This window comes from Methylobacterium sp. Leaf89 (genome assembly GCF_001422215.1).
Taxonomy (GTDB): Bacteria; Pseudomonadota; Alphaproteobacteria; order Rhizobiales; family Beijerinckiaceae; genus Methylobacterium.
Map to the genome: position 1 here is coordinate 3,304 of NZ_LMML01000007.1, position 26,212 is coordinate 29,515.

Genomic DNA, 26,212 nt, shown 5'->3' on the forward strand with positions numbered 1-26,212 from the left:
TCGCCCGGCCTGACCCGGCTCGAGATCCCGTTGCACGCGGCCGGTCCTTCCGAGCCCCGGCCACGGGCGACGGGCCCACGCCCCTCGACCTTTGGGTGACGGCGCGCGGCATGCCCCGCACGCCCGAACGCGTTTTCAGATGGAGCCTTCGAAACCATGTCCAAGTTCATGAAGGCGGTGACTTATCTCGCCGCGGCCGCAGCCCTGGTCACGCTGATCTTCGTCGTATTCCAATCCACGAGCATGCTGGCGGGCTCCTGAGACCTGTTCCTCGCTCTGTGGGGACAGCGTTCCGAGAGACCCGAGAGCCCCTCGGTCCGGACCGGCGCAAGCGTCGGATCCGTGAGGCGTTCCCGGTCGGACGGCGCGCCGGACCTCGCCCGATCATCGCAGATCACGCCAGGGCATTCGCACCATGGCGTGCCGCCTGACGCGCGGGTGAAGGAACGGTCCTGTCCTGATCCGGGTCTCGGCTTCCAAGTCGGAACCCGGAACTCTCATGCGCATCTTGGCATGTGCTGCTTCGCTTCTCAGGACGAATCTCAGACTTCAGGCTGCGCCGATCAAAGGATCGCGATCCCCGCACAGCCTTGTTCGGCCAGTGCAGAACATAGGTACGCTTTATGTGGTCGGCCAGAGCTAGACCCGGGGCGGTCCTTCCGCGGTTTCCCACGGCTTTGGACCCGCTATAGGCTACGATACCTATCTGGGTGGGAACGGCTACTGCCCCTGTGACGTGTTGAACCATGGTCGGCATTGGAACGCGCCAAGCTCGGGGCTGTTATGAGCCTACATTCCACACGATAGGAGAGATCGCATGCGCAAGCTCGCACTGGCATCGACGGCCCTGCTCGGACTCGGCCTCCTGGCATCGGCCCCTGCCGAGGCCCGCGGCTGGGGCTACGGTGGCGGCTACGGCCACGGCGGCTACGGTTACGGCCACGGGGGCTACGGCTATCGCGGCGTCGGCTTCCGGGGCGGCTACGGCGGGTACCGGGGCTACGGCGGCGGCTACGGTCGCGGCTACGGCTACCGTCGCGGCATCGGCCCCGGCGCAGCCATCGGCCTCGGCATCGCGGGCCTCGCGGCCGGCGCCATCGTGGCGAACAGCTACGGCGGCTACGGTTACGGCTATGGCCGTCCGGTCGGTTACTACGGCGGCGGTTACGGCTACGCACCCGCCTACGGCTACGGTGGTGGCTACGGCTACCCGGCCTATGGCTACGGCTACTGATCCGAATTGGTCGCGCCGGACGTTCGCCGGTGAGATAACAGACTGACAGATCGATGCGTCCGGATTTGTCTCCGGGCGCATCGGAATTCGCGTTCTTAGAAGCTGCAATGTTGTACAAAACGTTCTTTGTTTTGCCTTGAAGCGAATATTGACGGGTAAATACGTTTTTTACTGAACTTGTACATTATATTGACGTTGGTGGGAGCATTTCATTGAGGAATCCCATGCAACGTTTCAAGATGATCGGCGGTGCCGCCGCATTCTCCCTCCTCGGCTTCGTCAGCACGGCGGCCTTTGCCCAGGAGGGAGGTCCCTGCAGCGACGACATCGCCAAGCTCAAGCGTGAACTCGGCACTCAGGTGGGCATGGGCGCCCCCGTGTCCCAGCCGGACACCGGACAGCAGAAGGGCCCCAGCGCCGCGTCGGCCGATCAGACCGCCGGCACCACGGGAAGCACCGCCAAGCCTGGAACCGCGGAGACGGATCGGGCGCAGCAGGGCGGCGCCTCCCGCGAGAGCGGCGGCTCCCCGGGCACGGTAGGGGGTGTCGCCGGACCGGTCGCCGCGGCGGCCGGGAAGGGTCCGGCGAATTCGGTGGCGAACGGCCAGATCGCCACGTCGCCGGCCGATGTCCGCGCGCAATCCGAGAACAAGCCGACCGCCGCGGCCGAGGCATCGAAGGGCGGCGAGGCGTCTGCCTCCGCCAGCCTCTCATCCGAGGACAAGGTTTCGCAGGCCAAGACCGCGTTGCAGCGCGCGACCGATCTCAATGCCAAGGGCGATACCTCCTGCCGCGACGCGGTCCAGCAGGCTCGGGCGCTGATGCCGCAGCAGGGTCGCTGAGGGTCGGAACCGAACGAGACCCGGTGCCCGCACCGGTGTCTCCCCGTTCAAGCGTTTCCCGATGGCGCGTTCCGGTCCCCGGTTCGCGCCATCGCCGCGTGGACGATCCTCCTGCCCAAGACGTCCTGCCCAAGACCGGAGCCACCGATCGAACGAGCCGGAGCGGAGCCGCACGCGGTCCGCCGGTACGGCGCGCCGTCCGGGTCCCAGCGCCATGACGCATTCGTCCAAATCGCGCCGCAAATCGTCAAGCCCGGTCGACCACCGGGCGCCATAGCTCATGGCATCCCCGACGCGGTCGCTGGTCCTTCGGCGCGCCCTCGGGTCACGATGATCGAGAGCCGCGACCGATGCTGCTACCCGCAACGCCTCTGCCCGGCACCGGCCCGGCGGCCGACTCCACCGGGCGCCGGATCGGCGTCTCCACGCTGTCGACCCGCGCAGCCCCCGGCCGTCGTTGCGAGGCCGGCCGCGCCGACGGTCCCGGTCTCATGGACACGCGGCTGATGCTCACCCCTTCGGGAAGCCGCTGAGGCGGCCGGCCCGCGACCACGCGACAGGATTCCCGACGCGCGTGGAGCCAGACCGCCATTCACCGCGACGATCTTTCTCTCTAAGACCGGGGCCATCGCCATGACCTACGTCACCACCCAGGACGGCGTCGAAATCTTCTTCAAGGATTGGGGTCCCAAGGACGCCCAGCCGATCATGTTCCATCACGGCTGGCCCCTCTCGTCCGACGACTGGGACGCCCAGATGCTGTACTTCCTGCATCAGGGTTACCGGGTCGTGGCTCACGACCGGCGCGGCCACGGCCGCTCGGCGCAGGTCGACGGCGGCCACGACATGGATCACTACGCCGCCGACGCCTTTGCGGTGGTCGAGGCGCTCGACCTGCGCAACGCCGTCCATATCGGCCATTCCACCGGGGGCGGCGAGGTCGCCCGCTACGTCGCGCGGCACGGCGAACCGGCCGGGCGCGTCGCCAAGGCGGTGCTGGTCTCGGCGGTGCCGCCCCTGATGCTGAGGACCGACGCCAACCCCGAGGGCCTGCCGCGCGACGTCTTCGACGGCTTCCGGGCCGCGACCGCCGGGAACCGGGCGCAGTTCTTCCTCGATGTCGCGGGCGGTCCCTTCTACGGCTTCAACCGCGACGGCGCGACGGTGCTTCCCGGGGTGGTTCGGAACTGGTGGCGACAGGGCATGATGGGCAGCGCGAAGGCCCATTACGACGGGATCAAGGCCTTCTCGGAGACCGATCAGACCGAGGATCTCAAGGCCATCGGCGTCCCCACATTGGTGCTGCACGGCGAGGACGACCAGATCGTGCCGATCGCCGACGCGGCGCTGAAGTCGATCAAGCTCCTCCGGAACGGGACGATCAAGACCTATCCGGGCTACGCGCACGGCATGCTCACGGTGCATGCGGAGGTCCTGAACGCCGACCTCCTCGCATTCGTGAAGGGCTGACCCCCGAACGTCCTCTCCGAGAGCCGCCGCCCTGTGCGCCACGCGGTCCACGACCGCGCCACGGCGGGGGAGGGCGGGGCGGAAGCGGTTCCCCCCACCGGGATCGGAGGCTGCCCCGGGACGCCCGCCCGCCCGCCTCCGTCCCGCCGGGGCGCGGCCCGTGGTTCGGCGGTCTTCGGGGCGGCGGTCTTCGGGGCGGCGGTCTTCGGGGCGCGCCGCGGGACCCCTTCGCTTCACGCGACCAGCATCGTCGTGCATCAGTCCCGGCTCGAGGCACAGGCGCCCAGAGGGTTCGTCCAAGACAGCGCCCAGCGCCCGATCCGATGCCTTCGGGGCGGATTGCCCCCTGCCGCTTCGGCCGTGTCGGCCCGTACGGCGTGATGGAGTGCTCCGACATGAGCGACACGGCCCTGACGACGGGGATCGACGGCGACGAGCGCGCCGCACAGACCTTCCCGCGCCTCGACGACGAGATGGCGCAGCGCGTCGCCGGTTACGGACGAGAGGAAACCCTGCCGGCGGGCACGGTGATCTTCGCGCGCGGTCAGCGGCGGGTGGATTTCTTCCTCGTCCGGTCCGGACGGATCGAGATGTTCGAGACCGACCACGCCGGCCAGACGACCGTGTTCACCGTGCATACCGAGGGCCAGTTCACGGGCGAGCTCGACCTCTTCAACGATCGCGAGATCCTCGTCTCGGGCCGCACGGTGAGCGACGCGCGGGTGGTGCGGATCGACCGCGCGGCCTTCCGCCGGATGGTCACCGCGGAGCCCGATATCGGCGAGATCATCATGCGGGCCTTCATCCTGCGCCGGGTCGGGCTGATCCGACACGGGCGCGGCGGCGTCGTCCTGATCGGCCTCGGCCACCAGCGCGAGACCCTGCGCCTGGAGCGATTCCTCGTTCGCAACGCCTATCCGCACCGCATCCTCGACGTCGCCCTCGACGGGGCGGCGCGCGAAGCGCTCGACGGCTTCGGCCTGACGGAGGCCGACCTGCCGGTGGTCCTCGCGCCGGGCACGGCGGTCCTGCGCAACCCGAGCAACGCCGTGCTGGCCGATATCCTCGGGCTGACGGAGACGATCGATCCGGACCGCGTCTACGACGTCGCGGTGATCGGCGCCGGGCCGGCGGGCCTCGCCGCAGCGGTCTATGCCGCCTCCGAAGGGCTCGACACCATCGTGGTCGAGGGCTTGGCGCCGGGCGGTCAGGCGGGCACGTCCTCGAAGATCGAGAACTATCTGGGCTTTCCGACCGGCATCTCGGGTCAGGCCCTGGCCGGCCGGGCACAGGTCCAGGCCCAGAAGTTCGGGGCGCGGCTCGCGATCTCCCGCATGGCGGCCGGTCTCGACTGCCACGGGCCGGCCTTCCGGGTGCTCCTGGAGGATGGCACGGCCATTCCCGCCCGCGCGGTCATCGCCGCCACCGGCGCCCGCTACCGGCGGCTCGACCTGCCGCGCTACGCGCATTTCGAGGGGCAGGGCATCCACTACGCGGCCACCGCCATGGAGGCGCAGCTCTGCACCGGCGCGGAGGTGATCGTGGTCGGCGGCGGGAATTCGGCCGGGCAGGCGGCGATGTTCCTGTCCCGCACCGTGGCCCGTGTCCATCTCCTGGTGCGGGCCGAGGGACTCGCCGCGACCATGTCCGACTACCTCGTCCGCCGGATCGCCGCGTCCGCGCGGATCACGCTGCACACGCGGACCGAGATCAGCGCGTTCCACGGCGACGACACGCTGACGGCGGTGACCTGGACCGACCGGTCGCGCGATTTGAGCGTGACCCGGGCCGTCGGGAACGTCTTCCTGATGATCGGGGCCGTGCCGAACACCGGATGGCTCGCCGACTGCCTCACCCTCGACCCGAAGGGCTTCGTGCCGACGGGGTTGCGACCCGACGGGATGCCCGCCGCGTCGCCCTACGCCACCACCGTGCCGGGCCTCTACGCCGTCGGGGACGTGCGCGCGGGCTCGGTCAAGCGGGTGGCCTCCGGGGTGGGCGAAGGCTCGGTGGTCGTGCAGGCGGTTCACGGCTTCCTGCAGCCGGAGCCCTGATCGGTCCGGCCGCCGGCCGATTGGCCCGACAAGTATCGCCGGCCGAACATTTGATCAGCGCGGGGCGCCAACTGAATTTAAGGGAAAATTAACCATCCTATCCCCACAGGTTGTGGGGCCCGTCCGTCTGGTGTCGCGTATCGGGAAGTGAAGGCAGCGGAGCGATCAGCGGCATGTTGGGATTGGATCGCGTTTCTCTCAAGTCCGTGGCCGCCTTCCAGGCCGGCACGGTCGTGGTGCTCAGCGCCGTCATGGTCTGGAGCAGCCTCGCGCTGACCAGCCCGCCGCGCGGCGCCGGGCCGGATGCCGCTCAGGTCCGTCGCACCTCCGAGGCGTTCGCCGGCGCCCTCGACCGCAGCCTCTTCGAGGTGTCGCAGGACCTGCGCACCGCGGCCGTGGCCCTTCGCCAGACCGGCACCGGCCTGATGGATGCCGATCCTCAGGCCGTGCTGCGTGCCTGGGCCGACCTGCGCCCGGCCTATGCCGACATCCTCCTGGTCAGTGCCAACGGACGCGTCCGGGCCGCCGGCCACGAGGAGATGATCGGCCGCGACGTCTCGGGACAGCCCTGGTTCGCCGGGGCACGGAATGCCTCCACGGCCCTCGTCACGGCCTCCGCGACGCCCCGGGATCCCGTCCCCTTCGAGGTCGCGATCCCGGTCGCCGGATCGGGCGCCCGCAACGCCGAGTACCTCGTCGCCCGCCTCGCCGACACCTGGCTCGCCGATCTCCGCAGCGGAATCCTTCGCGCGCAGCCCGCCCCGGATTCCCCCCTCGCCCTCACGGTCCTGGCTCCCGACGGCCGGGCGCTCGTGAGCGGCGCCGCGCGGCCGAGCGCCGACGGGGGCGCCCGCACCGTCGAGCACGCCACCCCGAGCGCCGGCTACGGCGACCTCGGCCCCTCGGGCTGGCTCGCGGTCGCCCGCACGACGGAATCCCGCGGCGCCGGTCTCGGCCTGCCGGATCCGCGCCTCTGTGCGCTCTGGCTCGCCGCCGCCCTGCTCGCGGCGGGCCTGGCCTACGCCCTCACCGGGCGCCTGACGCGGCGCCTGGCCCGGATCACGGAGGCGGACGGCGAGGCGATCGTGCCATCGCGGATCGCCGAGTTCCGGGCGAGCGCCGAGCACCTGACGGCCCGCGAGCGCAGCCGTGCCCGCGCCCTCCAGGAGGCCCGCACCGCCCTGGCGCGGGTGCGCGAGCGCCTGCGCACCTTCGAGGCGATGTCGGGCTGGACCTACTGGGAGATCGACACCGACGCCGGCAACGTCACCTGGGTGGATTCCACCACCCCGGGCGTCGCGGCCACCACCGACCGGGCCGTCGCGCTGACCGACCTGACGGACGGCATCAAGCCGCAGGATCGCGACCTGATGCGGTTCACCATGCAGGCCGCCCTGGACGGGGAGGGCCCGCACGACGTGGTTCTGCGCCGCGCCGACACGACGGACAGCCAGGAGACGCGTCGCCTCCTCGTCCGCTTCATCCGCGGCAGCGCAGAGGTCTCCGCCCCCGGCGCGGCCCGCCTTCACGCCCTGAGCCGCGAGATTCCCGCCGGCCTGGCCGGCGGGGAGACGGGCGCGCAGGACGGCACGGCCCCCTCCGACGGCAGGGCACAGGCCACCGAACGGCGCGGCGAGGGCATGCTGCGCCAGGTCATCGACGGCGTGGTCGACGACTTCAACAACCTGCTCACCGTGATCAGCGGCAATCTCGGCACGCTCAAGCGCCGGTATGGCCTCAACCCGGATCAGGTGCGGCTGGTCGAGGCGGCCCTCGCGGGCGCGCAGCGCGGCTCCAGCCTGACCCGCCGCCTGGTCCGGTTCGTGCGCCGCGACGACGCCACCCTCCAGGAGACGGAGATCGGGACCGCCCTGACGGCCTTCGTGCCGTTCCTCAGCGCCAACGTCCTGAACCAGGCTCCGATCAAGCTCCGGGTCCGCTCCGGGCTCGCGCGCGCCCAGTGCAGCGAGGCCGTGCTGGAGGCCGTGCTGCTGAACCTCGCCTTCCACGTGCGCGATCTCGGCTCCGAGGGCTTCGCGATCGGCGCCGACGAGCGGGTGCTGTCCGAGGAGGATGGGATCGCCCTGCGCCCGGGTCGCTACGTGCGCCTGGTCCTGGCCAGCGGAACGCCGGCGCGGCTCCCCGCCCCGGCGAAGCCGGCCGGAGAAGAGCGCTCCACGGCCGCCGTGGCGAGCCTGCTCAGCGGCATCGGCGGCGGCTTCCGCCTCGTGGCCGACGGACGCGGCGACTCCGCCTTCCTGGCCGAGATCTGGATCCCCGCCAGCGAGGCCCCGGCCGAGGCCGGCCATGAGGAGACGGCCACGGTCCAGTCGCGCCTGCGCGTCCTCCTCGTCGACAGCGACACCCTGGTCCGCGAGAGCTTCGCCGAGGCGCTCACCGATCTCGGTCACCGCGTCACCCAGGCCGGCTCCGCCGAACATGCGCTGACGCTCCTCGATGCGCCGGAGGGCTTCGACGTCATGATCGCCGACCAGCGCATGCCGGTGATGAGCGGCCTGCAGCTCGCCGCCACGGTGGTCCAGCACCATCCCGGGATCCGCATCGTCCTCGCCGGCCCCCAGGGCCACCTGCCGGAAAGCGCCCGGGCCTTCCTGCAGATCGAGAAGCCGTTCCGCTACGGCGATCTCGCCGCCGTGATGCGCCGGGCGGCCCGCGACCCGGCCGCCAAGGCAGCCTGAAGGCAGCCTGAAGGCCGCCACCCCCGTCGTCGGCCGACCCCGGGACCGCCCGCACGGAATGCCCCCCCGTGGCCGGCCCGCTCCCCGCCCCAGGGGGCAGGGGGCGCGACGCCGGGGGGGACCCGGACGTCGCCGCGCTCGCCCTGCGAACCGAAGCCCCTCGGTCCCACAGGCTCCTCGGGCCGCGCGCAGCGGCTCCCGACGCGATGGCGGCGCCGAGGGCGGCCGCGAGGGGACAATCCACAGGGCCATCCTCAGAAAAATTCGGGCCCGCATCGGCAGCCCTCGCAGCGCACGAGACCGCCGTTCCAAGGATCGGCAACTCCGTCTCGGCGGCGCTCCGGAGACGGAAACCCGCGACGGACCCGCCCGACCACGCGCATCGGTTGCATAATCTTGAAAAATTCGCAGCCTCGACTTGCCCGAATGTTGTTGGAACAGCCTCAAACCGACGGAGATCACCCGACGCTTCTTTGTGCGCCTGCTCATTACATGACCATTGTGATCAGAAATTCTTCAACAATACATCGTCGCCAAGAACAACATATGTTGCCCGAAAGCACATCCTCGGCATTGGTGACTTGCGAGATCCAGCTTTCGCGGTCGCGTTAAGATTCAATTAACCCCGAAGGTCGATGAATTACCGCGAGCGGACGCCGTCGATCTCCATCCATCGCGCGCGAATGCCTCAACGGAACGGATCATCCGCCTCGATGTCGCGCCTCGCCTTCCTCGCCTTGCCCCTGGTCCTGGGCCCCTCGCACGCCGCCGTCGCCGCGGACTGGTACACCGGTGCGGAGCCGGTGATCCTGGACGAGAACTGGACGGTGGCCGTCGACGCCTCGGTCGCTGTCACCTCCAACAGTTCCGCCTTCGGCTCGGCGACGGGCACGATCGCCACGGAGGGCACGCTCCTCGAGAGCGGCCCCCGCCTGCGCGTCGAGGGCGTCGCCGGCACCTACAGCTATCCCGGGCAGAAGGTGGGCCAGCGGGTGACGGGCTACCAGCAGGAGGGGGCCCTGTCGGGCGGCTACGAGTGGATCTGGCGCGATGCGGCCCTGGCCGGCTTCGTCGGCTTCAACGTCCGCAGCAACCAGCTGTCGATCCTCGATCCGGGCAACCCCGTGGTCGGAACCGGCGTGGGCGCCAAGTTCGCGGCCAACTTCTATGCGCGGCCGACCGAGAACACGATGGTCTCGGCCTACGGCTCGTACTCGACCCAGTTCAACGCCTACTACTCGCGCTTCCGCGTCGGGTACATGGTCGCCGACGGGGTCTATATCGGCCCCGAAGCCATGTTCCTCGGCGACAACTTCTTCAATCAGTACCGCATCGGCGGACACCTGACGGGATTTTCCTTCGGCCCGATCAAGATGGCCGTCGGAGTCGGCTACGTGAAAGACCGCATCCAGGGCAGCGGATACTACTCGACCGTCGAAGCGCGAACTGCTTTTTAGCCGCCTGTTCAGGCTTTGTTAGGTTCGATTGCGTGCGCGTGACCGCCAGTCACGTTTTTTCATATGTTCCATCTTACAACAGTTGAGCGCGTTCAATCCCGGACATGCACAAGTCCTGCGACGTGTGGCCGGAATTCTGTTGGCAGGCAAATCGCTCAGGTGTTTCACAGGTATTGCGCCGTCCCGTTCCCGCACAGGTTGCGACCCTGAAGGCCCGCTGGGCCCAGGTCGGCCCCGGAGGAACGCGGGCGAGGCGGATTGCGGAAGGGCAGGCTCGTGGCAAGTGCATTACGTTGGATGGCCTGGATCGCGTCGGCCGCTGCCGTCCTCGTCCTGCTGAGCCAGCCCGTCAGCACGCAGGACCAGCTGATCATGAGCCTCTGCGCCATGGCGGCGATGGTGGTGCTGTGGGTGTTCTTCGACAACCAGCCGGCGCGCTTCGTCTTCCTCGCCCTGGGAAGCCTCGTCGTGCTGCGCTACATGTTCTGGCGCGTGACGAACACGCTGCCCTCCGTCGGCGACCCGGTCAGCTTCGGGTTCGGACTCCTGCTCCTCCTGGGCGAGCTCTACTGCGTCTTCATCCTGTTCGTCAGCCTGACCATCAACGCCGACCCGCTCCGGCGCGCGCCCCCGCCGATGGCCGCCGCCGATGATCCGGAGGCCCTCGACGCGCTGCCCACCGTCGACATCTTCGTGCCGAGCTACAACGAGGATGCAGGCATCCTCTCGGTCACCCTCGCGGCGGCCCGCCTCATCGACTATCCCGCCCACAAGCTGACGGTCTGGCTGCTCGACGATGGCGGCACCGACCAGAAATGCGCCGATCCCGATCCGGCGAAGGCGCAGGCCGCGATGCGGCGGCGCATGGAGCTCCAGGCCCTGGCCGCCTCCCTCGGCGTCGAGTACCGCACCCGCGCCCGCAACCAGCACGCCAAGGCGGGCAACCTCAACAACGGGCTCAAGCACTCGCAGGGCGAGATCATCGTGGTGCTCGACGCCGACCACGTCCCGTTCCGCTCCTTCCTGCGCGACACGATCGGGTACTTCGCCCAGGACCCGCGCCTGTTCCTGGTGCAGACGCCGCACGCCTTCCTGAATCCCGACCCGATCGAGCGCAACCTGCGCACCTTCGAACGCATGCCCTCCGAGAACGAGATGTTCTACGCGGTGACGCAGCGCGGTCTCGACAAGTGGAACGGCTCGTTCTTCTGCGGCTCGGCCGCGCTCCTGCGCCGGCGCGCCCTCGACGAGGCGGGCGGCTTCTCGGGCGTCACCATCACGGAGGATTGCGAGACCGCCTTCGAGCTGCATGCCCGCGGCTGGAACAGCATCTACGTCGACAAGCCCCTGATCGCCGGCCTGCAGCCGGAGACCCTGGAGGCCTTCATCGGCCAGCGCTCGCGCTGGTGCCAGGGCATGTTCCAGATCCTTCTGCTGAAGAACCCGCTCTTCAAGCGCGGTCTGCACGGGATCCAGAAGGTCGCCTACCTGTCGAGCATGACGTTCTGGTTCTTCCCCGTGCCGCGGCTGATCTTCATGTTCTCGCCGCTGCTGCACATCTTCTTCGACCTGAAGATCTTCGTCGCCAGCGTGGATGAATCCATCGCCTATACGGCGACCTACGTCGTCATCAACCTGATGATGCAGAACTACGTCTACGGGAAGTTCCGCTGGCCCTTCGTCTCCGAGCTGTACGAGTACGTCCAGGGCCTGTTCCTGTTCCGCGCCATCGCCTCGGTCATCGTCTCGCCCCGGCGCCCGACCTTCAACGTCACCGCCAAGGGCACGACCCTGGAGCAGGACCACCTCTCCGCCCTGGCCTGGCCGTTCTTCGCCGTCTACGGCCTGCTGCTGCTCGGCTGCGCCACGGCCCTCTACCGCTACCTGTTCGAGCCCGGCGTCACCAACCTGATGCTCGTGGTCGGCCTGTGGAACTTCTTCAACCTGCTCATGGCCGGCGCCGCCCTCGGCGTCGTGGCCGAGCGCCGGGTCACGGAGGCGAGCCCGTCCCTGGCGATCAACCGGCAGGGCCGGATGATGCTGGCCGGCCGCGCCCTCGACGTCGCGGTGGACCGCGCCTCGGCCGTCGGCTGCACCGTCCGGTTCGGGGCCGACGTCCTGCCGTTCGGCACCGGCAGCACCTACCGCACCGGCCAGCTCTCGGTGCAGCCCCTCGACGGCGCCCCCGCCGGCGGCGTGCTGCCGTTCGAGGTCGGGACGATCGCCCATGCGGGCGACGACGTGGTGGTGACCCTGCGCTTCCAGCCCCTCGACGCGCAGGGCTATGCCGGCCTCGCGAGCCTGATGTACGGCGATGCGGGCGCGCTGCTGCGCTTCCAGCAGAGCCGGCGCCGGCACAAGAACATCGTCTCGGGCACCCTCCAGCTGATCTGGTGGGGCCTGGTCGAGCCGTTCCGCGCCTTCAGCTACCTGTTCAAGCCGCGCCCGCAGGCGGCGCCCGCCCCCACCACCGACACGGCCCTTCCGCGCACCCCGCAGCGGGCGCCGCTCCTGCCCGGCGGAAGCCCCGGCGGGGCGGAGGCCGCCCGGCCGCGCCCGGCCGAGAATCCCCTGCCGGCCCGGCCGAGCTTCGCACGCAGCAACGACGGCGAGCCGGGCACCGACTGGGTCCGCCTGATGCTGGAATTCGAGAACGATCGCCTGCTCGGCGGGGCGGCGGGCGGCGGACGCGGCGCCGACCTGCACGCCCGGTCGTGAGGGAGGCTCGCATGCGTGTCACGACGATCACCCGCGGGCTTCTCGCGCTGGCCCTGGTGGGCGGGGCCACGGAGGCCCGGCCCCAGAGCTTCATCGGCGCGGGCCCCGCCGAGCGCTTCTCGGTCCCCCCCGCGGGCGACGCCCTGCGCCGCGCGGGCGAGCCCGGGCGCGGCCCGGCGGCCGCCGTCGCCCCGGCGCCGGCTCCGGCGGTCCGGGAGGGCACCCTGGCGACCATCGGGCCCGCCCGGCGCCTGCCGGCCACCACCGGCGGGTTCCGCCTGGAGGGCGAGGAGGACGTCCTGCGCTTCCCCGTCTACGTCACGGAAGCGCAGAGCCGCGGGCGTCCCCGCCTGCGGGTGTCCTACCTCTCCGCCATCTCGGTGGCGCCCGAGACGTCGGAGCTCGTCGCCAGCGTCAACGGCGTCGTGGTCGGCCGAACCCGCATCCAGGCGCCCGGCGCCGTCAAGGTGGTGGAGTTCGAGCTGCCCGAGGGCAGCCTGAAGCTCGGCTACAACGCCATCGATCTCTCGGCGAGCCAGCGCCACCGGGTCGATTGCTCCCTCAACGCGACCTACGAACTCTGGACGCAGATCGATCCCTCGCGCTCCGGCCTCGTGGTGGCCCCCGTGGCGGCCGCCGGGATCGAGCTGAAGGATCTCGCCGCGCTGGAACCCGACGACGGCGGTGCCCTGCCGGTCCGCGTCGTGATCAACGACAAGCCGAGCCTGCCCCGCCTGGAGCGGATGTTCCACGCCATCGAGGCGATCGGCCTCGTCGGGCGCATCGCCCGCCCGGTGGTGGAGTTCGGCTCGGTGATGACCGGCCGGGCCGGGATCAACCTCATCGTCGGCACCGCGGCGGAACTGCGCGGCACGCCGGACCTCGAGGCCGTCGGCCCGATCACCGGACCGAAGCTCGCGATGCTGCCGCCGCGGGAGGATCGGGCCCCCGCCCTCGTCGTCAGCGGCACCAGCTACGACGAGATCGAGGCGGCGATCGCGACCCTGGCCCGCGGCACCGAGCCCTACGGCACGCCCCGCGGCCTGAAGGCCGCGGCTCTGCTGCGGGGTGCCCCCCTGGAGAGCGGCGACCGGATCGCGCTGCAAGCCCTCGGCGTGGCGACCCGGGAATTCTCCGGACGCCTCCTGACCACCCGCTTCGACGTCCAGCTGCCGCCCGACTTCCTGCCCGCCGATTACGGCAAGATGCTCCTGAACCTCTCGGGGGCCTACGCGTCCGGCCTCTCCTCCGAGGCGCGGATCCTCGTCGACCTCAATGGCCGCAACGCCGCCAGCGTGCCCCTGCCGCAGACGCGGGGCGAGGTCTTCGAGAACAACACCATCCCGCTGCCCCTGGGCCTGTGGCGGCCGGGCCTGAACCGGGTCGAGATCTCCGCGCAGGTGCCGACGCCCGGCGATGCCACCTGCGCGGCGAGCACGGCGGACGCGAAGCGCGAGCGTTTCCTGTTCCTCGACCGGACCACCGTCAGCGTTCCGAACCTGGCCCGTGCCGCCCGGATCCCGGATCTCGCCGCCACCACCAGCGGCGGCGCCCCCTTCCTGGAGGATGGCAAGCGGCCGCGCCTCGTGCTGCCCGTTCTCGATCGCGACACGGTGGCGGCGGGCGCCATGATCGCCGCGCGGCTGGCGAGTGCGGCCGGGCGGGTGATCGATTTCGAGCTGGCCACCGAGGCGCAGAGCGGGACGGGACCGACCCTGATGGTCGCGCCCGTCCGCGCCGTGGCGCCCGCGACCCTGACCGGGCTCGGCCTCGATCCGGAGCAGATCCGGCGGATCTGGGAAGCCCGCGCCGAGACGGCCCGTCCGGCGGGCCAGTCCGGCTCGGTGCCGGCCCCGACCCTCGATCGCCTGCGCCGCAACGTGCCGGCACGCTGCAGCCTGCCGGATCTCAGCTTCCGCGTCGCCGGCCCGGCGACGCCCCGCGGCGCCGGACCGGACGCCGCCGCCGGAGACCGTGCGGGCCGGGTCCCCGCCAGCGACGGCGACCTCGTGACGAAGTGGGACGAGACCCTGCGCGCCCGCCATCCCCTGATCGAGGCCGCCGACGGCCTCGTCACGAGGGCCTCGACCACCGTGCGGGGCCTGCTCGGCGAGACGCGGACCTGGATCGATGCGGAGGCCTCGGAGCGGGCCTCCGCCGTGCCGCCCCGCGCCTCGCTGATCCTGGCCCAGGCCCTGTCCAGCGGCGGGATCGGCGTCGACGACACCACCACCCTGATCACGGCGCCGAACCCGCTCCTGCTCAAGGCCTCCGTGGCCTGCCTCATCGATCCCGGGGTCTGGTCGCGGATCGGCGGGCGCTTCGCCTTCCTGGACGCCGCCGACGGCCGCCTGGACACGGTCGAGCCCGACACCGTCCGCATCGTGGAGACCCGGGCCCCCTCGCTCTGGAATCTCCGGCTCGTGCTGGCGGGCTGGCTCTCGATGAATCCCGCCGTCTACGCGACGCTGGCCCTGGCCCTGGCGCTCTGCCTCGGGCTGACCACCGCGCTCATGGTCCGCAACGTCGGCCGGAGGAATGCATGAGACGCCCGCTCCGGACCGTCCGCGGCGCGGCCCTCGCGGCCGCCCTGACCACGGGCCTCGCGACCGGCTTCGCCGCCGGGCCGGAGGCCCGGGCCCAGGGCGGGCCGGAGGCCCGGGTCGATGGCCGACCCGCGCTGATGCCCGCCGGCTCGCTCCGCGATCCCCAGCCCCGTGATCCCGCCATGCCGGACCAGCCGCGCTCCGTTCCCCCCGCCATCGCCCTGCCGGCCGCGCCGCAGGTCAAGGACGAGTCCGCCCGTGCGGCCCAGCCCCTCGTCGGGAGCCTGAAGGACCAGGACGGCTGGCGCCTCTACCGGTCCCGCTTCGTCACCGAGGCCGGGCGGGTGGTCGACACCGCCAATGGCGGGATCAGCCACAGCGAGGGGCAGGGCTACGGCATGCTGCTCGCCGTGGCGGCCAACGACAGGCCCACCTTCGAGCGGCTCTGGGGCTGGACCCGCGCCAACCTGATGGTGCGTCCGGATTCCCTCCTGGCCTGGCGCTGGGAGCCGGCCAAGCGCCCGGCGGTGGCGGACATGAACGACGCCACCGACGGCGACATCCTGGTCGCCTGGGCGCTGACGGAGGCCGCCGAGGCCTGGGACGATGCCGGCTACCGCGTGGCGGCCCGGCGGATCGCCGTCGAGGTCGGCCGCCGGACCATCCTGTTCAAGGACCGGAACGGGGCGCTGCTGCTGCCGGCGGTCACGGGCTTCTCGGCGGGGGAACGCGCCGACGGTCCCCTGATCAACCTGTCCTACTGGGTCTTCCCGGCCTTCGCGCGCCTGCCCCTGGTGGCTCCGGAATACGACTGGGACGCCCTGACCCGCAGCGGCTTGCGGCTCCTGCGCCGCGCCCGCTTCGGCAGCGCCAACCTGCCCACCGAATGGATCTCCCTGAAGGGGGACCAGCCCCGTCCCGCGGACGGCTTCCCGCCGCTCTTCTCCTACAACGCGATCCGGATTCCCCTCTACATGGCCTGGGCCGACGTGGGACGGCAGGAGGATTACGCCCCCTTCGTCGCCCTCTGGTCCGGGCCGGACCGCGAGCGCCTGCCCATCGTGGACACCAGCGACGGGCGCACGGTCGAGTGGCTCGGCGAGAGCGGCTACGCGGCCCTCGCCAGCCTGCTGCTCTGTACCGTGAAGGGAACGCCGCTCCCCGAGGGCTTCGGCCAGGTGCAAGGCACCGAGAACTACTATCCGACCACGCTGCATCTCCTGGCCATGGTGGCCGCGCAGATGAGGGGACCCTCATGCTTAAAGCGTTAGCGCGCCGGCGGCGCCGTGGCCCCGCGCCCCTCGGCCTCCCGATGGGCCTCGCCCTCGCGGCGCTCACCCTCCCGGCGCTCACCCTCCCGACCCTGGCCCAGGGCCCCGGCGGCGAGGATGCCAGCCGCGCGCCCGCCATCGTCGTCGACCCGACGGGATCGGCGGCCAACGGCATGGTCGACGAGAGCGCCCTGCGCTACTACGCGGCGCAGAAGCAGACCGCCCGGATGAAGGCGGAGGCCGCGCGGCTGAAGCAGCTCTACCCGGGCTGGACCGAGCCCACCGACCTCGACACCCTGCAGCCGAGCCCCCCCGAAGAGGCCCCCCTCTGGGATCTCTTCACCGCGGGCCGCTTCGACGACCTCTACGCGGCCATCGCGGCGCGGCGCACGCTGGACGGGACCTGGCAGCCCTCGGACGAGCTGGCGCGCAAGCTGCGCCGCGCCGGGTTCCGCAGCCGCCTCAAGGGGCTCGCCAGCGCCAGGCGCAACCTCGACGTCGTCGCCCTCTACCGCGCCGATCCCAGCGCCCTCGACCCCAGCGACGTCGAGAGCCTCTGGATCGTCGCCGACGCGCTGGCGGCCGAGGAGGCCACGGCACAGGCCTACAACCTCTACAAGTCCGTCTTGGATACCAGCAACGACACGGGCGCCCGCCTGGCCACCATCCAGAAGGCGATGTCGAACCTGCCGATGGCCGCGGCCGAGCAGCTCATCGCCCTCGGCCGGACGGATTCCGACGGCAATTCCGAGTTCCGGCGCATCGCCATCGACATCACGCGCGCGCGGATCGTCGCCTTCCTGCACGACGAGGCCGCGCACGAGCCCACCACCACGGATATCGCCGTGTTCCAGGCCCAGGCCCGCAAGACCGGCGACCCGCGGGAGACCGGTCTCCTCGGCTGGTACGCCTACAAGCGCCAGCAGTTCCGCGAGGCGCTGGACTGGTTCAAGCTCGCGATCAGCCGCGGCGGCGACGCGATGATCGCCCACGGGCTCGCCCATTCGCTGCGCGCGGTCGGCATGACGCGCGAGGCCGAGGAGGTGGCCTATGCCTGGCGCGACAAGTACGTCGGCAACAGCATCCTCTTCATCGAGCTCCTGGAGCGGAAGCTCACCCAGGCCAATCCCGTCTTCATCGACCTGGACCGGATCAACCGCTACGCAAAGGTGACCCTGGCCTCGAGCTCCGGGGAAGGCGCGCAGGCGCTGGGCTGGTACGCCTACAATTCCTGCCAGTTCGACGCCGCCCTGGAGTGGTTCCAGCACGGCATCGCCTGGCTGCCGAGCGAGTCGACGGTGCTCGGCTACGCCCTGGCGCTGCAGCGCCTGAGGCGCACGCGCGAGTACCTCGAGATCGTCAACCGCTACGACGGGCTGTTCCCGAAGGTGGTGGACCTGCTGTTCCGCGAGGGGCCGGAGGGTCCGCCGCTGGCCTGCAGCGTCGCGGCGGCGCCCCCGGCCGGCGCACGCCAGCCCGCGGCGCCCGCCGCGACGGCCGTGCTCGCGAACACCGCCCGCGCCCCCGCAGCCTACGGCCGCGTGCCGAAGCCCGACATCTCGGCCAACGGCGCGGTGCGTCCCCTGCCGGTCCTGCGCAGCGAATTCCCGCTGTCCGTCGCCGCCGAGAACCCGTTCCGCTACCTGCCGGCCGCCCTGGCCCGGCAGGTGCCCGAGCGGAGTGCCGGCGGCGTCCTGGCCGAACCCGCGACGGGTGCGCCACCCCTGGTCGCCCGCCGGGTGCCGGGCGCCGGGACGATGCCCTACGAGCGCTACGGCTTCGCCCTGCTGCCGGGCTACAACGGCATGACCCAGGCCTCCACCCTGACCGATCCGCCCGCCGGCACCCAGTGGCAGGACCAGCAGGCCGCCGGCGCCAACGGCCAGACCCGCTCGAGCCGAGAATCCGACCGCTTCGGCATCCCGGGATCGCAACGCGCCACCTTCATCGGGGCCGGCCCCACCGCCGGACAGCAGCCATGAGTCGGATACGGCATTCCGCAACCGCGGCGGCGCTGGCGGCGCTGGTGGTCCTGCCCTCGCCCCCCGCCGCCGCCCGGCCCGGCCGCGCGGCCCTCGAGCTGCCGGGCGCCGGCCCCGTGTCGGACGTGGCGCAGAATTCGTTCCGCGACGGCTTTTCCCAGCGGATCACCTTCCGGGACGATCCGCGCGGCGTCGCCGAGGTGAGCGTGCGCAGCGGGGAAGGGGGCTCCGGTCCCGCCCTCGCCATGGCCAAACCGAGCCGGACGGGGATCGCGGCCGAGTTGCGGGCGCGCTTTCCCGGCGAGACCATGCGGGTGGTGACCCAGGCGCACCGCAACGCCCACGGACCGGTCGGCCTCGCCCTGGGCATCGACTGCCTCTACGCCTGGCAATGGATCGACCTCGGCGGCGATGCGGCGCGGAGGCGGCCGTCCTCCCTGTTCGGCAGCGATCCCGGCGCGCCGGCCGCCTCGGTGCGGATCAAGCTCTGCCGTACGGCGACGGCGACCCTCGCCGACCTGACCCGCGCGGTGGAATCGATGCGGCTCTCGGCGAATCCCGCCGATGCGCCCCGCCTTCAGCCGGAGACGCTCGCCCGCCGGCCTGCGTCGGCGCGCCGGCGCGAGGCGGTCACCCGGCCGACGGGGACGCCCCGCGAGACCGCGCCGGGATCGGCGACCGCGCTCCGTCCGCCCGGCCCGATGGAACGGCCCGGCTCGGAGAAGCGCCCGGAGGCCTCGACGCGCCGCATGGCCTCCGAGCAGTCCGGCGAGACGCAGCGCTACCTCGTGCCGGGGCCCGGTGCGGCGGCGCCCGCGGTGCCGGTTCCGGTCCCCCCGGGCGAAGGTCAGGCCCCGCGCTACATCACGGACGCCGCGCCGGCGGAGGGCGCCCCCGCGATCACGGTCCCCAGACCGGCGCCGAACCGGGCCGAGGTCGAGGATCTCATGGCCCGCGAACTCCCGGCACGGGCCCTTCGGCCGCCGCCCTGAGGCGGATACCGGATCGGCCCACCGCCGCGATTTCTACCCGGGCTACACGGGAGCGTCGGAGCGTCCGCCGGGGAGGGGAGCCGCGCCCGAGCCTGTGCGATTCCCCCCTCCGTCGGGTCCCGCCCGGCGGCGACGGCCCATGCGATCTGTGATTTTCCCGATCCTGCGCACCCGCAACCTTGAATACCCATGCCCGGCGCGCGAAGAAGCGGTCAGCAGGGGTGGTGGGTTACGGATATGGCCCGGGTCGACGCGTGCGGTATTCCTTCGGGCCCGGTGGGTCCCGCCTCGAACCGTGGGCCTGCCGGCCGCGGGATCGCCGCATGAGCCGCGCGGCGGATGCGCCCGGCGCCGAGGCAGCGGTGCCGTCCGGTCTTCGCCCCGCATCCGGTCTTCGCCTCGCCTGCACCGCCACGGACCACGTCAGCCTCGCCTATTCGGCGAGCGCGATTCCGGTCATCCGGGAGATCGCGATCGCCAACGCCACGGAGGCCGATCTCGTCGACCTCCGGCTGCGCATCGAGAGCCGGCCACCGGTGGCGGGCCCACTGACGCTGCGCATCGACCGCGTGGCCGCGGGTTCGAATTATCGGGTCGAGACCCCGTCCCTGCCCCTCGATGCCGGCCTCCTCGCCGCCTGCACCGAGGTCGGCCGCCTCGCCCTGACGGTGATCCTGGAGGATGCGGAGGGCGAGCGGGGGCGGACGGTCGCCGAGATGCGCCTGCTGCCGCCGGCGCACTGGGGTGGCGCCCCGAGCGCGCCCCACCTCCTCGCCGCCTTCGTCCGACCCGACGATCCGGCCGTCGACGCCGTCCTGCGCACGGCCGCCAGGAAGCTCGGCGCGGCCGGCCGCGCGACCACGCTGGATGGCTACGGGCGCGGCGGCAAGGTCCGGGCCTGGGACCTCGCCGGGGCGATCTGGGCCGCCCTGGCCGACCATCGCCTCGCCTCCGTCCTCCCCCCGGCGCGCTTCGAGCAGGCCGGACAGACGGTGCGCGGTCCGGGCGAGGTGATCGAGGACCGGGTCGGGACCTGCCTCGACCTCTCCCTGCTCTACGCCGCCTGCCTGGAGCAGGCCGGCCTGAACCCGGTACTGGTACTGACCGTCGGCCACGCCTTCGTCGGCGTGTGGCTCCAGGACGAGGGCTTCGCGAGCGCGACGATCGACGACCGGCAGCACCTGCGCAAGCGGCGCGATCTGCAGGACCTGATCCTCGTCGACACGACGCTGCTGACGCAGGATCCACCGACGACCTTCCGGGCCGCGGTCGATCACGGCGCTGGGCTGGTGGAGGACGGCGCTCCGGCGGCCCTCGACATCGCCATCGACATCCGCGGCTGCCGCCGGCGCGGCATCCGCCCCATGGATCTCGGCGGCCGGGGCAGGGAGGCGGCCCCCGGTCCGGTCGAACCGCTGGACCAGCCCCTCTCGGAAGCCCCCGCCTTCGACGAGGCGGAGCGCCCGCGCCTCGACGCGGCGCCCGAGACGCCGGTCGGTCGCCTGGAGCGCTGGAAACGGAAGCTCCTTGACCTGTCGCTGCGCAACAAGCTCCTGAACTTCAAGCCCGGCAAGGGCGCCATCGCCCTCGCGGGCATCGATCCCGGCGCCCTGGAAGACGGCCTGGCGGCCGGGCACGCGTTCCGGCTGACGCCGGTCTCCGACGGGCCGGCCGGGTCCGAAGGCGCCCTGGCCCGGAACGAGATCCCCACCACCGCGACGGAGGCCGATCTCGACGGTCGCCTGCTCGATCTCTATCGCCTCGCCCGCAGCGGGTTCGAGGAGGGCGGGGCCAACATCCTGTTCCTGGCCATCGGGTTCCTGTCCTGGACCCGCAAGGCGGACGAGGCCGCCCACCGGGCGCCGCTGCTGCTGGTCCCGGTCACCCTCCGGCGTGCCAGCGTCCGCGCCGGCTTCCGCCTGGCGCTGCACGACGACGAGGTCCGCATCAACCCGACCCTGCTCGAGATGCTGCGCCAGGACTTCCGGCTGCGGATGCCGGATCTGGAGGGCGACCTGCCCCGCGACGCATCCGGCATCGACGTGGACGCGGTCGTCCGGAGCGTCCGCGGCCACACGCGCGACCTGCGCGGCTGGGAGGTGGTGCCCGACATGGTGCTGGCGACCTTCTCCTTCACCAAGCATCTGATGTGGAAGGATCTCGTTGACCAAGGCGACCGCCTCACGCGCAACCCTGTGGTGCGCCACCTCATCGAGACGCCCAAGCACGCCTACGGCGACGGGACGCCCTTCCCCGATCCGTCGCAACTCGATCGGGACCATCCGCCCGAGACGGTCTTCGCACCTCTCTCGGCGGATTCCTCGCAGCTCTCCGCCGTCCTGGCGGCCGCCGGCGGCAAGGACTTCGTCCTGTTCGGGCCGCCCGGCACCGGGAAGAGCCAGACCATCGCCAACATGATCGCCCAGTGCCTGGCGCAGGGACGCACGGTGCTGTTCGTCTCGCAGAAGACGGCCGCCCTCGAGGTGGTGCAGCGGCGCCTGCAGGAGGTCGGGCTCGGCGATTCCTGCCTGGAGGTGCATGCCACCAAGGCCCAGAAATCGGCGGTGCTCGGGCAGTTGCGCCGGGCGTGGCACGCGCGCGCCGCGCCTGCGCAGACAGAATGGCCGGGCGCCACGCGCACCCTCGCGAGCCTGCGCGCCGAGCTGAACGGCCTCGTGCAGGCCCTGCATCGGCGGCGGGAGAACGGGCTCACGGCCTACGAGGCCTTCGGACGCGTGATCGCGGCGGGCCCCGACGCGGAGAGCCTCGTCCTCGCCTGGCCCGACCACCGGGCCCACGAACCGGACACCCTCGCGGCCCTGCGGGCGGCCTGCCGGGACTTGCGCCCCGTCCTGGCCTCGGTGGGTCCCCTGGCCGACCATCCGCTGCAAGGTATCGTCGCCACCGAATGGTCGCCGGTCTGGCGCGACGGCCTGGGCGCGGGGATCGCCGCCGTCATCGAGTCCCTGACGGCCCTGCGCGCGAGCGGACAGGCCTTCGCCGCGGCGATCGGGCTCCCGGGCCTGCCGGCGACCGAGGCGGGGATCCGCGGCCTCCTGGATCTCGGCAGCGCGCTGATCCGTCCCGAGGCCGCCTGCGGAGGCGCCTTCCTGGCGGATGCCGCCGGCGACCTGCGCCGGGCGGTGGCCGCGCGCGACCGCTTCCAGGCGACCCGGGCCGCACTCCGCGGCCGGCTCACCGGCGCGTACCGGCCCGGCCTCCTCGACCAGGACCTGCCCGGACTCCTCGCCGAGTGGGTCGCGGCGCGCGGCGCGAACTTCCTCGTCCGGGGCGGGCGCCTGAGGAAGGTCCTGCTGCAGGTTCAGCCCTATGCGGAGGGCGCATTGCCGGAGGATCTCGGGCCGGACCTCGCCGGCCTGATCGAACTCGCCCGGCACGGGCAGGCCGGCCGGCCCGAGGAGGCGGCCCTCGCCCGGCTGGGCCCGCCCTGGAGCGACCCGGAGGGGCCCGCCGCCGACTTCGCGCCGGCCATCGCCTGGGCCGAGACGGTGGCGCGGCTCCTGCCCCGCCTCGGGCCGTCGAGTCTCGGCCCCGAGCGCCTGCGCGACCACGTCGTCCGGCTTGTCACCCATCCGTCCCAGGGCTGGGAGGCGGGTGGCTCCCGTGCGGAGGCCTACGCCGCCTTCGCGCACGATCACGCCCGGACGCTCGACGCGACGACGGCGTTGGCCCGCCGAGCCGGGCGGGGCGATTCCGAGACGCCGCCGGCCGCGGAGGCGGACTGGATCGGCGCCGGCCTCGCCCGCGCCCGGCGCTGGGCCGCCGGGCTCGGACGCGCCCAGGGCTGGTGTGCCTGGCAGGGCGCGGCCGAGGCGGCGCGCGGCCTTGGCCTCGGCCCCTTGATCGAGGCCCTGGAGGCGGGCCGGATCAACCCCGACGCCGCCGAGGCGGCGTTCGAGATCGCCTATGCCCGCTGGTGGATCGACCGCGTCGTCGGCGACGACCCGGTCCTGCGGGGCTTCCTGCCGGAGCGCCACGAGGACGCGATCGCCCGGTTCCGCGCCGCGGATGCCCGGGTCGGCGACCTCGCCCGGCAGGTCGTCCGCGACCGCCTGGGGAGCGGTATCCCGGGTCCGACGGCCTTCGGGAACGACCCCGAATGGGGCACGCTCTCGCACGAGCTGACCAAGAAGCGGGCACAGATGCCCCTGCGCAAGCTGTTCGGCACGATGCCGAACGCCCTCGCGCGGCTCACCCCCTGCGTGATGATGAGCCCGCTGTCGATCGCCCAGTACCTGCCCCCCGATGGGACGCCGTTCGACATCGTCATCTTCGACGAGGCCTCGCAGATCGCCCCCTGGGACGCCATCGGGGCGATGGCGCGAGGCCGGCAGGTGGTCGTCGTCGGCGATCCCGAGCAGCTTCCGCCGACCAGCGTCGGCGACCGCGCCGGCGACGACACCGAGGACGGTGGCGACATCGCGGACCAGGAATCGATCCTCGATGCGTGCCTCGCGGCCAACCTCCCGCGGCGGGCCCTCGACTGGCATTACCGCAGCCGCCACGAGAGCCTGATCGCCTTCTCGAACGCCCGTTACTACGGCGGCCGCCTCGTCACGTTTCCCTCGCCGGTGACCCAGGACCGGGCGGTGCGCCTGACCTTCGTGCCGGACGGCGTCTACGAGCGTGGAGCCGGCCGCGTGAACCGGCCCGAGGCCCGCGCCGTCGTGGCCGACATCGTGCGCCGCCTGCGCGATCCGGATTTCGCGCGGGCGCGGCGCTCCCTCGGCATCGTCACTTTCAACGGCGAGCAGCAGCGGCTGATCGAGAACCTGCTCGACGCGCAACGGCGATCCGATCCGGAGCTGGAGCCGTACTTCGATCGCGACCGCTGGCACGAGCCCGTCTTCGTGAAGAACCTCGAGACCGTGCAGGGCGACGAGCGCGACGTCATCCTGTTCTCGGTCGCGGTCGGCCCCGACCCGGGCGGCCGAACGGTGAGCACGGTGTCCTCCCTCAACAAGGAGGGTGGCCATCGCCGCCTGAACGTCGCCATCACGCGGGCCAGGCAGGAGCTCGTGGTCTTCGCCTCGATCCGGCCCGAGCAGATCGACCTCGGCCGCACCCGGACCCGCGGGGTGCGCGACTTCAAGCACTTCCTCGAATTCGCCGACCGCGGGTCGCGGGCGCTCGCCGAGGCCTTCGCGCCCACCGGCGGAGAGGTCGAGTCGCCGTTCGAGGCCGCCGTCATGGCGGCGCTGCGGGCCAAGGGCTGGACCGTGCACGCGCAGATCGGCGTCTCGGGCTTCCGGATCGATCTCGGCATCGTCCACCCCGACGCGCCGGGGCGCTACCTCGCCGGCATCGAGTGCGACGGCGCCACCTATCATCGGTCCGCGACGGCCCGCGACCGCGACCGTCTGCGCGAGCATGTGCTGACCGATCTCGGCTGGCGCATCCGGCGGGTCTGGAGCACCGCCTGGTGGAGCGACGCAGCCGGCGCACTCGCGCAGCTCGACCGGCGCCTGCGGGAGGACCTGGAGGCCGACCGCCTCGATGCCGTCGAAGCCACGGCGGAGAGCGATCCGATCGCGGCACCCGTGCCCGACGCCCCGATCCTGACGGACCCTGCGGATTACACGACCGCTGCGGCGACGACGGGTGCTCCGAGCCCGACTCCCGTTCCGGAGGCGGACGACGCGATGCCGGCCCACCGGCTCGACGCCGGGTTTCCCCCCACGCCTGGGCCGCCACCGATTCCCACGGTGGCGCGCGATCCGACGTACCGTCTCGCGGACCCGGCCGATCTCGGCCTCGTCCTGGAGCCCACGCGCTTCCATGACGCCGCCTACCGCCCGATCCTGGCGGCCCTGGTGGCGCACGTGCTCACCGTGGAGGGGCCGATCTACGAGGACGTGCTGCTCCGGCGCGTGGCCCGCGCCCACGGCCTGCAGCGGGTGGGCCCCCTCATCCGCGAGACGATCCTCGAACAGGTCCCCGCCTCGGTGGCCCGCAGCGACGATGACGGTCGCGCCGTCCTGTGGCCACCCCACGACGAACCGCGGGCGCGGCATCCCTACCGGGTGGCGCCCGCCGGCCTGCGCAGCCATGCGGACACGCCGATGCCGGAACTCGTCGGTCTCGCCGAATCGGTGGCGCCGGGCACGTCCGAGGTCGAGCGCGCGCGACTGATGGCCCAGGCGGTCGGTCTGTCGCGAGTGGAGGCGGCGACACGGGTCCGGTTCGCGCGCGCATGCGAACGCGCCGCGGCGGGCGCGCGCCGTGACGGGCCGTCCGGAACCTGACGGGGCTGCCGCCGCGAACGCCATCGGCCTGGCCTGGCCCGCGCCGTTCACGAAGATTGCGGCTCAGGTCCCTGCAACGGGAGCTCGGGGCCTCGGGCGTGCGCATCCTGCCGAATCGGCAGGCGCGGAGGCGGCCGAACGGGGGGCGTCAGCCGGAGCGTGGCCCGACGACCGGAGGAATCACCCCGGACCCTGCGCCAGGATCAGGACATCGCGCCCGCACAAGCTCGAAACGCGACTCCATCAATGTTCGATTTCCGTCCACCTGTCCCGGCGACAGATTGTGGGCGTGGATCAAACCTCTTGCCGCTCCGATGTCCCGTGGTTTATGTCGCATCGCAACAAAAGGACCCTGCCGCGATCCGAAAGCATGTTCCTTTCTTCTATGAAGCAACAGCCGTATTGAGCCTGACCCGCGATCCTATATTTAGCCAACTTCGCTTTATGGCCCCGAGACAACCGTTAATTGTCACGCGAACAGCAATGCCGAAGGGTGAGCAACGCCGGTCGCCGCGGAGAAAACGTCGATTGTCCGGCTCGCGAATAATTGGCTTGGTTTCTGCTTCATTAGGAGAGATAGACGTGCACCGGATCGAAATGGGACGGATTTGTCCCGTTTCGCTTCAGCGCCACGGGCTGATGGGAATCGATGTCTGCTTATTCTGAGGGCACTGCCACGAT

12 protein-coding genes are annotated in these 26,212 nt (G+C 71.8%); all 12 read left to right on the plus strand.

Annotated elements, in window-relative coordinates; translation table 11 throughout:
• Positions 1–817 precede the first annotated feature (817 nt).
• The 12 genes from ASF18_RS03125 (at position 818) to ASF18_RS03180 (ending at position 25,531) form a co-directional block, all read left to right on the plus strand.
• Positions 818–1,234, plus strand: a complete 417-nt coding sequence (locus tag ASF18_RS03125) for a hypothetical protein (RefSeq protein ID WP_056217965.1) — start codon at positions 818–820, stop codon at positions 1,232–1,234.
• A 224-nt stretch (positions 1,235–1,458) separates the two neighbouring features.
• Entirely contained in the window at positions 1,459–2,076 is a 618-nt protein-coding gene (locus ASF18_RS03130) for a hypothetical protein (protein WP_056349418.1), read from the plus strand.
• 633 nt (positions 2,077–2,709) lie between these two features.
• Positions 2,710–3,546 (plus strand): alpha/beta hydrolase, encoded by an 837-nt coding sequence (locus ASF18_RS03135; protein ID WP_056349420.1) that lies wholly within the window; start codon positions 2,710–2,712, stop codon positions 3,544–3,546.
• 395 nt (positions 3,547–3,941) lie between these two features.
• Positions 3,942–5,600, plus strand: a complete 1,659-nt coding sequence (locus tag ASF18_RS03140) for an FAD-dependent oxidoreductase (protein WP_056349424.1) — start codon at positions 3,942–3,944, stop codon at positions 5,598–5,600.
• Positions 5,601–5,773: 173 nt separating this feature from the next.
• Positions 5,774–8,299 carry a response regulator gene (locus ASF18_RS03145; RefSeq protein WP_056349427.1) on the plus strand — a complete coding sequence of 842 codons (2,526 nt, stop codon included), beginning with the start codon at positions 5,774–5,776 and terminating at the stop codon, positions 8,297–8,299.
• 713 nt (positions 8,300–9,012) lie between these two features.
• Positions 9,013–9,756, plus strand: coding sequence for a cellulose biosynthesis protein BcsS (gene bcsS, locus ASF18_RS03150; protein ID WP_082487015.1), 744 nt, complete (start codon positions 9,013–9,015; stop codon positions 9,754–9,756).
• A gap of 297 nt (positions 9,757–10,053) precedes the next feature.
• The gene (bcsA, locus tag ASF18_RS03155; protein WP_056349432.1) at positions 10,054–12,474 is read left to right on the plus strand and encodes a UDP-forming cellulose synthase catalytic subunit; all 2,421 of its coding nucleotides are present in this window, start codon (positions 10,054–10,056) and stop codon (positions 12,472–12,474) included.
• An 11-nt stretch (positions 12,475–12,485) separates the two neighbouring features.
• Positions 12,486–15,020, plus strand: coding sequence for a cellulose biosynthesis cyclic di-GMP-binding regulatory protein BcsB (locus ASF18_RS03160; protein WP_056349435.1), 2,535 nt, complete (start codon positions 12,486–12,488; stop codon positions 15,018–15,020).
• Positions 15,017–16,291 carry a glycosyl hydrolase family 8 gene (locus tag ASF18_RS03165; RefSeq protein WP_056349438.1) on the plus strand — a complete coding sequence of 425 codons (1,275 nt, stop codon included), beginning with the start codon at positions 15,017–15,019 and terminating at the stop codon, positions 16,289–16,291. Before ASF18_RS03160 ends, ASF18_RS03165 begins: the two co-directional genes overlap by 4 nt.
• Complete coding sequence (locus ASF18_RS03170) at positions 16,276–18,273, plus strand: hypothetical protein (RefSeq protein ID WP_244472553.1); 1,998 nt, start codon at positions 16,276–16,278, stop codon at positions 18,271–18,273. The genes ASF18_RS03165 and ASF18_RS03170 overlap by 16 nt, the downstream gene beginning before the upstream one ends.
• Positions 18,270–19,265, plus strand: a complete 996-nt coding sequence (gene bcsN / locus ASF18_RS03175; protein ID WP_056349441.1) for a cellulose biosynthesis protein BcsN — start codon at positions 18,270–18,272, stop codon at positions 19,263–19,265. The genes ASF18_RS03170 and bcsN overlap by 4 nt, the downstream gene beginning before the upstream one ends.
• A gap of 323 nt (positions 19,266–19,588) precedes the next feature.
• Positions 19,589–25,531 (plus strand): DUF3320 domain-containing protein, encoded by a 5,943-nt coding sequence (locus tag ASF18_RS03180; RefSeq protein WP_082487021.1) that lies wholly within the window; start codon positions 19,589–19,591, stop codon positions 25,529–25,531.
• The last annotated feature ends 681 nt before the right edge of the window (positions 25,532–26,212 follow it).

Coding starts and splice junctions, on each gene's coding strand:
- ASF18_RS03125 (WP_056217965.1), top strand. CDS start 818: ATGCGCAAGCTCGCACTGGCATCGACGGCCCTGCTCGGACTCGGCCTC.
- bcsN (WP_056349441.1), top strand. CDS start 18,270: ATGAGTCGGATACGGCATTCCGCAACCGCGGCGGCGCTGGCGGCGCTG.
- ASF18_RS03160 (WP_056349435.1), top strand. CDS start 12,486: ATGCGTGTCACGACGATCACCCGCGGGCTTCTCGCGCTGGCCCTGGTG.
- ASF18_RS03170 (WP_244472553.1), top strand. CDS start 16,276: ATGCTTAAAGCGTTAGCGCGCCGGCGGCGCCGTGGCCCCGCGCCCCTC.
- ASF18_RS03180 (WP_082487021.1), top strand. CDS start 19,589: ATGAGCCGCGCGGCGGATGCGCCCGGCGCCGAGGCAGCGGTGCCGTCC.
- ASF18_RS03130 (WP_056349418.1), top strand. CDS start 1,459: ATGCAACGTTTCAAGATGATCGGCGGTGCCGCCGCATTCTCCCTCCTC.
- ASF18_RS03145 (WP_056349427.1), top strand. CDS start 5,774: ATGTTGGGATTGGATCGCGTTTCTCTCAAGTCCGTGGCCGCCTTCCAG.
- ASF18_RS03140 (WP_056349424.1), top strand. CDS start 3,942: ATGAGCGACACGGCCCTGACGACGGGGATCGACGGCGACGAGCGCGCC.
- bcsA (WP_056349432.1), top strand. CDS start 10,054: ATGGCCTGGATCGCGTCGGCCGCTGCCGTCCTCGTCCTGCTGAGCCAG.
- bcsS (WP_082487015.1), top strand. CDS start 9,013: ATGTCGCGCCTCGCCTTCCTCGCCTTGCCCCTGGTCCTGGGCCCCTCG.
- ASF18_RS03135 (WP_056349420.1), top strand. CDS start 2,710: ATGACCTACGTCACCACCCAGGACGGCGTCGAAATCTTCTTCAAGGAT.
- ASF18_RS03165 (WP_056349438.1), top strand. CDS start 15,017: ATGAGACGCCCGCTCCGGACCGTCCGCGGCGCGGCCCTCGCGGCCGCC.